A 6,249-nucleotide genomic window follows, 5' to 3' on the forward strand; every position below is an offset into this window, starting at 1 on the left:
AGGTTGGTTTTGATGGTAAAGATAGTTATTACGGCGCCGAGAGGAAATATGGCCAGACTTATAGCGCAGGAGGCATATAAAAGGAAAAATATACAGATTATAGGTGCAGTAGGGGCTCCGGGGCGTGATTATATAGGCAAAGATGTAGGAATAGTATCAGGAGTAGGATTTGAAATAGGCGCTTTAGTATACGATGATATAGACGAGATCATAGAAAAATGTGATATGGTGGTGGATTTTTCCACAGTTGAGCTTTCTGTTAGAATACTTGAAAGCTGTATCAGACATGAAAAAACTTTTATCTGTGGAACGACAGGATTCAGCTGTGAACAGGATAAAAAGATGACTGAAGCAGCCGATGTAATACCTATGATGAAGGCTGCCAATACTTCTTACGTAGTTAATGTAATGAAAAAGCTATTGGGGGAAGCAGCCGAGAAACTGGGGAATAAGTGTAAAATAGAGATAATTGAGATGCACAGTGAGACTAAGAAAGACGCGCCCAGCGGTACTGCTGTAGAGATAGCAGAAGAAATATCAGAACATTCTCCTGACAAAAATTATGAAGATATAGAGATTCATTCTGTGAGAGCGGGGAATACTCCCAGCAGCCACAGGGTCGTGTTTGGCTGTATGGGAGAAAAAATGGAGATATCTCATGATGCTTATGATTGGAGATGCTATGCTTCGGGCGCATGTGATGCCGTACTTTTCATGAAAGGAAAAAGAGCTGGGCTTTACACTATGGAAGATGTAATTGAAGATAATAAGATATAAAGCAAAAAAGAAACGGCACACCGGGATCAGCTATTCGGTGTGCCGTTTCTTTTGCGATGTTGTAAGCAAATCTATTTTGCGCTTAATTCTTTAGCATATTTATCTGCTAAGGTTTTTACTTCATTTATTTGAGTTTGTACAGCTGCCGGAATTTCTCCTGTGATTTCTGTCTCATAACCGTTCCATTCAGGATGATCTCTGTTCCATTCAGGATAGTCAGCTATTACATCAGTACAAGGATAATCTATACCCAATATACATACTACATTGTCTTCACTGTCATATACGGGAGCAAATGCGGACCAGCACTGGAGTTCTTCACTGTCATCCCATGCAGATCTGGCGGTTGCAGGGTCACCGTCCCAAGCTTCTTTGAATTGGATTTCCCATTCATATGTGACTCCCCAGTCATCAGGCTCATCTCCTGCATCTACAGTGATGGCGAAATCTTTTGACGGATCACCGTCCAGCGCAGGCTTGCCGTCAGCCATAGGTGAGAGTATATATGCATAAGTGGCACCGGATTCTTCTTTTACTCTGTCAAGCTCTTTTTTCATGTTGTCATAATCTTCATAATCTCTTGCTTCTCCTGATTGAATCAGAGCGACATATCGGTCAGCCCAAGCCTTATCAGAATCATTTCCGGTCTCTTCACTCTTATCACCGCATGCTGATATTGACAGCACGATGATAAGCACTGCAAGAACTGCAGGATATTTAAATCTCCTTCTCATAAATAACCTCCTCAATCACTGGGGGAATATCGTTGTGAAAAGTTTACCAGATAAAATTTATAAATGCAAGAAAAATTCGAAATTTCAGTATTTAATATTATCTCGAAAATAGATAAATAAAAGGTTGACTTAACCCTATATTGTGAATAAAATAACGGTGAACATTATAGTATGTGATATTTTATCACTTGATGAAAAGAGGCGAGATATTATGAAAGATATTATCACGGTTGCCGTAGTGAATTTTAAAGTTGACGCGGCTGACAAGGAAAGCAATTTGTCACGTATGTGCGGATTCACTGAGGCTGCGGCAAAGCGAGGAGCTGACCTAATCCTGTTCCCGGAAATGTGTCTTTATGGATATGATTATTATGTAGACGAGACTGTTTCTCAGGAGGACAAAATACGATCGGCTGAAACTATTGACGGGCCGTCATGCAGCAGGATCGCAGAGATAACTGAAAAATACGGAGTTTATGTTGTCTTTGGGATGGCTGAAAAATTAAAAGATTCAGATGACGCTACCCTTTACAATTCAGCGGTGGCCATAGGGCCTGAGGGTGTTATCGGAGCATATCAGAAAATGCATCCATTTGAAACAGAAAGTATTTGGTGCGCGAAGGGAGACAAGCCATTTATGTTTGATACTCCGTGGGGACCTATCTCTGTGGGAATATGCTTCGATACGTATCAGTTCCCTGAACTTATGAGGCATTACGTATATAAAGGTTCAAGATTATATCTGAACCCTACCGCCGTTATTGAAGAGATTCCTAAGGAAGGCAGCAGACAGGCGTTCATAGATTATTATGCGCCTACTCTTGAGTACGGAGTACTGTGCAATACCATATATGTGGCAAGCGCTAATCTTACAGGAACCGATATAGTGGATTATTTCGGCGGCGGAAGCTGTATTATAGGACCGAAGATTACACCGTTTTACGAGACGAATCTGCATTATTATGCAGGCAATAAGGACAATGTGCAGGAGGGTATTCACATGGAGACCATAGACCTTTCGCTGGCCACAAGGCGTCTGTTTGTCGATAAGGAAATCACAGGTGAACCGGATTACAGACCGCAGCTTTATAAGAAGTTTTTATAGGAATGTGCCGGCGATTCTCGATAGCATCTAAAAGGAGGAAATTAACATGAATGATAATACGTTAAAACGTACTATGAAGTTGCATCATCTCGTCATTTTCGGCGTGGCTTTTCTTACACCGATGATCGCATATACCATATATGGGGTTATTGCGACATCATCTCACGGCGTTGAATCGGGTTCGATTTGTTTCGCTGTTGTTGCCATGTTGTTTACGGCGCTAAGTTATGGGCATATGGCTAAGGCGTATCCGACGGCCGGGTCAACTTATACATATACGAGAAAGGCTATCAATTCTAAACTGGGTGTGCTTGCCGGCTGGATTGTGCTTTTAGGATATGTTTTCTTTCCGATGGCAATTTGGCTGATTGGAGCGTCCTATCTGAGTGCGGCTGTTCCGGCAGTCCCTTCGTGGGTATGGCTGATCGGCTTTATCGTCATCACATCACTGATTAATTTTATTGGTGCTGAGGTCGGAAGCAAGATTAATTTCGTCATGGTTGCGATTCAGGTGGGCATCATTGTCGCATTCCTGATCTTTACCATCAAAGCGATTACGGAAGGCATGGGCGAAGGCACACTGGCGTCTTTCTCTCCTTTTTATAATCCTGATATTGATTTCAGCTATACCGTGGCCGGAGCGGCAGCTGCGTGCTACTGTTTCTTGGGATTTGACGCTTTGACGACATTTACAGAAGATGCCATTAATCCGACAAAGAACATTCCCAGGGCAATCATCCTTACGCTGCTTGCGTGCGGTGCGATCTTCCTGGTTGTGACTTATTTCACGCATCTGGTGCATCCGTCTTATGATTATGCGAACCCTGACAATGCTGCATATGAGATTGCTAAGCAGGTTGCCCCTTCTATCTTCGGTGCAATCTTCCTTATCGGCACGATCGTAGGTCAGTTTGCGGCTGGCCTGTCGGCGCAGGCCAGCGGCGCACGTCTTTTATATGCCATGGGCAGGGATGGCGTGCTTCCGAAGAAGCTTTTCGGCAAATTGCACCAGGCACGAAAGACGCCGATGAATGCCATTTTCCTTATCGGCGCGATAGCGTTGGTTGCAATTTTTCTTGACGTGACCAAAGCGACGGCATATATCAATTTCGGCGGTTTCGTTGCATTCTTCTTTGTGAATCTTTCTGTAATTGCGCAGTATTTCGTTAAACAGAAGGAGCGGTCGGCGAAGGGCGTGGTTTTATACCTGATTTTCCCAATACTTGGTGCTCTTCTCTGCCTGTATCTTCTGGCGCATCTGGATAGATTTGCCATTATTCTGGGCTGCGCATGGACAGTGGCAGGAATTATTTATCTGTTGGTTTTGACCAAGGGATTGAAGCAAGAGCCGCCGGAACTGGGAATCGACGACTGAGGTTTGAAAGAGCAAGTAGCTTTACAGTCAAAAGCGCGGGGAATTAAAATTTCTTTGAAGGAGTATCAGAAAAAATAAGTTTGCAATCTGAAAATATCGCTTTCATGGTAAACTCTCTTGACTTTACAGTGTATGCAATATAAAATGATAAGAGTACAAAAAGAGAATAGCAAGGCTGTGATGAAGACAGTAGCTCTGCCTAATATCCTTACAGAGAGATGTGCGAAAGCTGAGAGTGCATCGGTGAAGCGGATAGTGAAAATCACTTCGGAGTCTAACACTTTAAGAGAGATGGGATGATAGTCCCGTAACTAGGGTGGTACCGCGGTTTATTATCGTCCCTAACATTAGTTAGGGACGTTTTTTTATGAGCAGCCTAAATCTACGATTTAGCGTGCGGCCCAAACACAGAAATCACAGCGCTTCAGCGCGTGGTGATTTTTCAGTGAATGGACCTGCCCAAAACTTGTTTTGGCGCGCAACGTATCCTACGCAGCTATGCTGCTGCGCTGTCCGTTTTGTCAGCGAATCGCCTAAAGCTCTTCGGACAAAAAGGCAACGTATCCTGCGGATACTCCTACGCAGCTATGCTGCTGCGCTGTCCGTTTTGTCAGCGAATCGCCTAAAGCTCTTCGGACAAAAAGGCAGGTTAAGTGGAATTTAAGACTTAAAATCAATTGAAATACTGAAGGGTATAACCTATATGCCTGTTTTTTGCAGGCAAACAATCGAAAGGAAGATATAAGATGATCAAAAACTTATCGGAAAAGCCTATAGCTCAGCATCAGATAGAGCAGGCTGAAAAATGGGAAAAAGAAGATTTGCTTCACAGATGTGTAAGTACAAGAGAAGGAAATGAATCTTTCATATTTTATGAGGGCCCTCCTACAGCCAACGGCAGACCGGGAATACACCACGTTATAGCAAGAACTCTGAAAGACTCGGTGTGTAGATACAAGACTATGCAGGGTTATGCCGTAAAGCGTAAGGCGGGATGGGATACTCACGGACTTCCTGTTGAAATTGAAGTGGAAAAGCAGCTCAACATGAGCGGTAAACAAGATATAGAAAAATACGGAATAAAAGAGTTCAACGAGAAATGTAAGGAATCGGTATTCACATATGAAAGTATGTGGAGAGAAATGACTAAAAGAATGGGATATCTCATAGACCTTGATAATCCTTATATTACGCTTGATAACAATTATATAGAAACAGGCTGGTGGATAATCAAGGAATTTTTCAAAGCTGGTTTAGTATATGAGGGGCACAAGATTCTCCCATACTGTCCGAGATGTGGGACAGGCCTCGCTTCCCATGAAGTAGCACAAGGGTATAAAGAAGTTAAAGTAAATACCATAACTGCAAAGTTTAAGAGAAAAGATGCTGATGAATATTTCCTTGCATGGACTACAACTCCATGGACTTTAGCGTCCAATGTTTCGCTGACAGTAGGTCCTGACGTTGATTACGTTAAAGTCAAGATGACTGCAGGCGATGAAAAAGGCAAAGTATTTTATGCAGCAAAGGTTCTGGCAGACAAGGTTCTGGGAGCTGATAACTATGAAATCATAGAAGAGATGAAGGGCAAGGATCTCGAGTATATAGAATACGAACAGCTTATGCCTTTCATCAAACCTGACAAGAAAGCATTCTTTGTTACCTGTGCAGATTACGTAACAATAGAAGATGGTACAGGAATTGTACACACGGCACCTGCATTCGGTGAGGATGACTATAACACAGGCAGAAGATATGATCTTCCTGTCGTAAATCCTGTTGATGAGCAGGGTAAGTATACCGATACGCCGTGGGCAGGCAGATTCGTAATGGAAGAAGGTCTGGATATAGATATAATCAAGTGGCTAGCAGCAGAGGACAAGATTTTCGCAAAGGAAAAAATGGAGCATAATTACCCTCACTGCTGGAGATGCGGTACGCCGCTTGTATACTATGCTAAGCCAAGCTGGTATATTGAGATGACCAAGCTTAAGGATCAGCTTGTTGCAAACAATAATACAGTAAACTGGTTTCCTGATTTCGTAGGCGAAAAGAGATTCGGAAACTGGCTTGAAAATGTAAACGACTGGGCAATTTCCAGAAACAGATACTGGGGTACGCCTATACCTATCTGGAGATGCGAATGCGGACATCTGGAGTGTATCGGCAGTAGAGCTGAATTGGTGGAAAAAGCACAGGAAAATATCACTGAAGACATTGAGCTTCACAGACCGTACGTGGATGATGTACATCTTACA

5 protein-coding genes are annotated in these 6,249 nt (G+C 42.9%); 4 read left to right on the top strand and 1 reads right to left on the bottom strand.

The genetic code is table 11. The features are described from left to right. Nucleotides 1-12 precede the first annotated feature (12 nt). Complete coding sequence (dapB, locus tag ACLR96_RS07800) at nt 13-777, top strand: 4-hydroxy-tetrahydrodipicolinate reductase (protein ID WP_177269262.1); 765 nt, start codon at nt 13-15, stop codon at nt 775-777. A 71-nt stretch (nt 778-848) separates the two neighbouring features. On the opposite strand, the gene ACLR96_RS07805 is transcribed toward dapB, so the two are convergent. Continuing rightward, on the bottom strand, nt 849-1,511 hold the full coding sequence (locus ACLR96_RS07805; RefSeq protein ID WP_177269264.1) for a hypothetical protein: 663 nt from the start codon (nt 1,509-1,511) through the stop codon (nt 849-851). A gap of 211 nt (nt 1,512-1,722) precedes the next feature. Here ACLR96_RS07805 and ACLR96_RS07810 point away from each other — a divergent pair, with 211 nt between their 5' ends. The 3 genes from ACLR96_RS07810 to ACLR96_RS07820 all read left to right on the top strand — a co-directional run. Further along, on the top strand, nt 1,723-2,616 hold the full coding sequence (locus tag ACLR96_RS07810) for a carbon-nitrogen hydrolase family protein (RefSeq protein WP_177269266.1): 894 nt from the start codon (nt 1,723-1,725) through the stop codon (nt 2,614-2,616). Nucleotides 2,617-2,662: 46 nt separating this feature from the next. Further along, nucleotides 2,663-3,991 carry an APC family permease gene (locus ACLR96_RS07815; protein WP_177269268.1) on the top strand — a complete coding sequence of 443 codons (1,329 nt, stop codon included), beginning with the start codon at nt 2,663-2,665 and terminating at the stop codon, nt 3,989-3,991. 746 nt (nt 3,992-4,737) lie between these two features. Next, nucleotides 4,738-6,249, top strand: a 1,512-nt coding sequence (locus tag ACLR96_RS07820) for an isoleucine--tRNA ligase (RefSeq protein WP_412265557.1), incomplete at its 3' end; no start/stop codon positions are given.

The organism is Lentihominibacter sp. (assembly GCF_046951855.1).
Lineage (GTDB): Bacteria > Bacillota > Clostridia > Peptostreptococcales > Anaerovoracaceae > Lentihominibacter > Lentihominibacter hominis.

Excerpts from the sequence above, each read along its gene's own strand:
- dapB (WP_177269262.1), top strand. The coding sequence starts at position 13 with ATGGTAAAGATAGTTATTACGGCGCCGAGAGGAAATATGGCCAGACTT.
- ACLR96_RS07805 (WP_177269264.1), bottom strand. The coding sequence starts at position 1,511 with ATGAGAAGGAGATTTAAATATCCTGCAGTTCTTGCAGTGCTTATCATC.
- ACLR96_RS07815 (WP_177269268.1), top strand. The coding sequence starts at position 2,663 with ATGAATGATAATACGTTAAAACGTACTATGAAGTTGCATCATCTCGTC.
- ACLR96_RS07810 (WP_177269266.1), top strand. The coding sequence starts at position 1,723 with ATGAAAGATATTATCACGGTTGCCGTAGTGAATTTTAAAGTTGACGCG.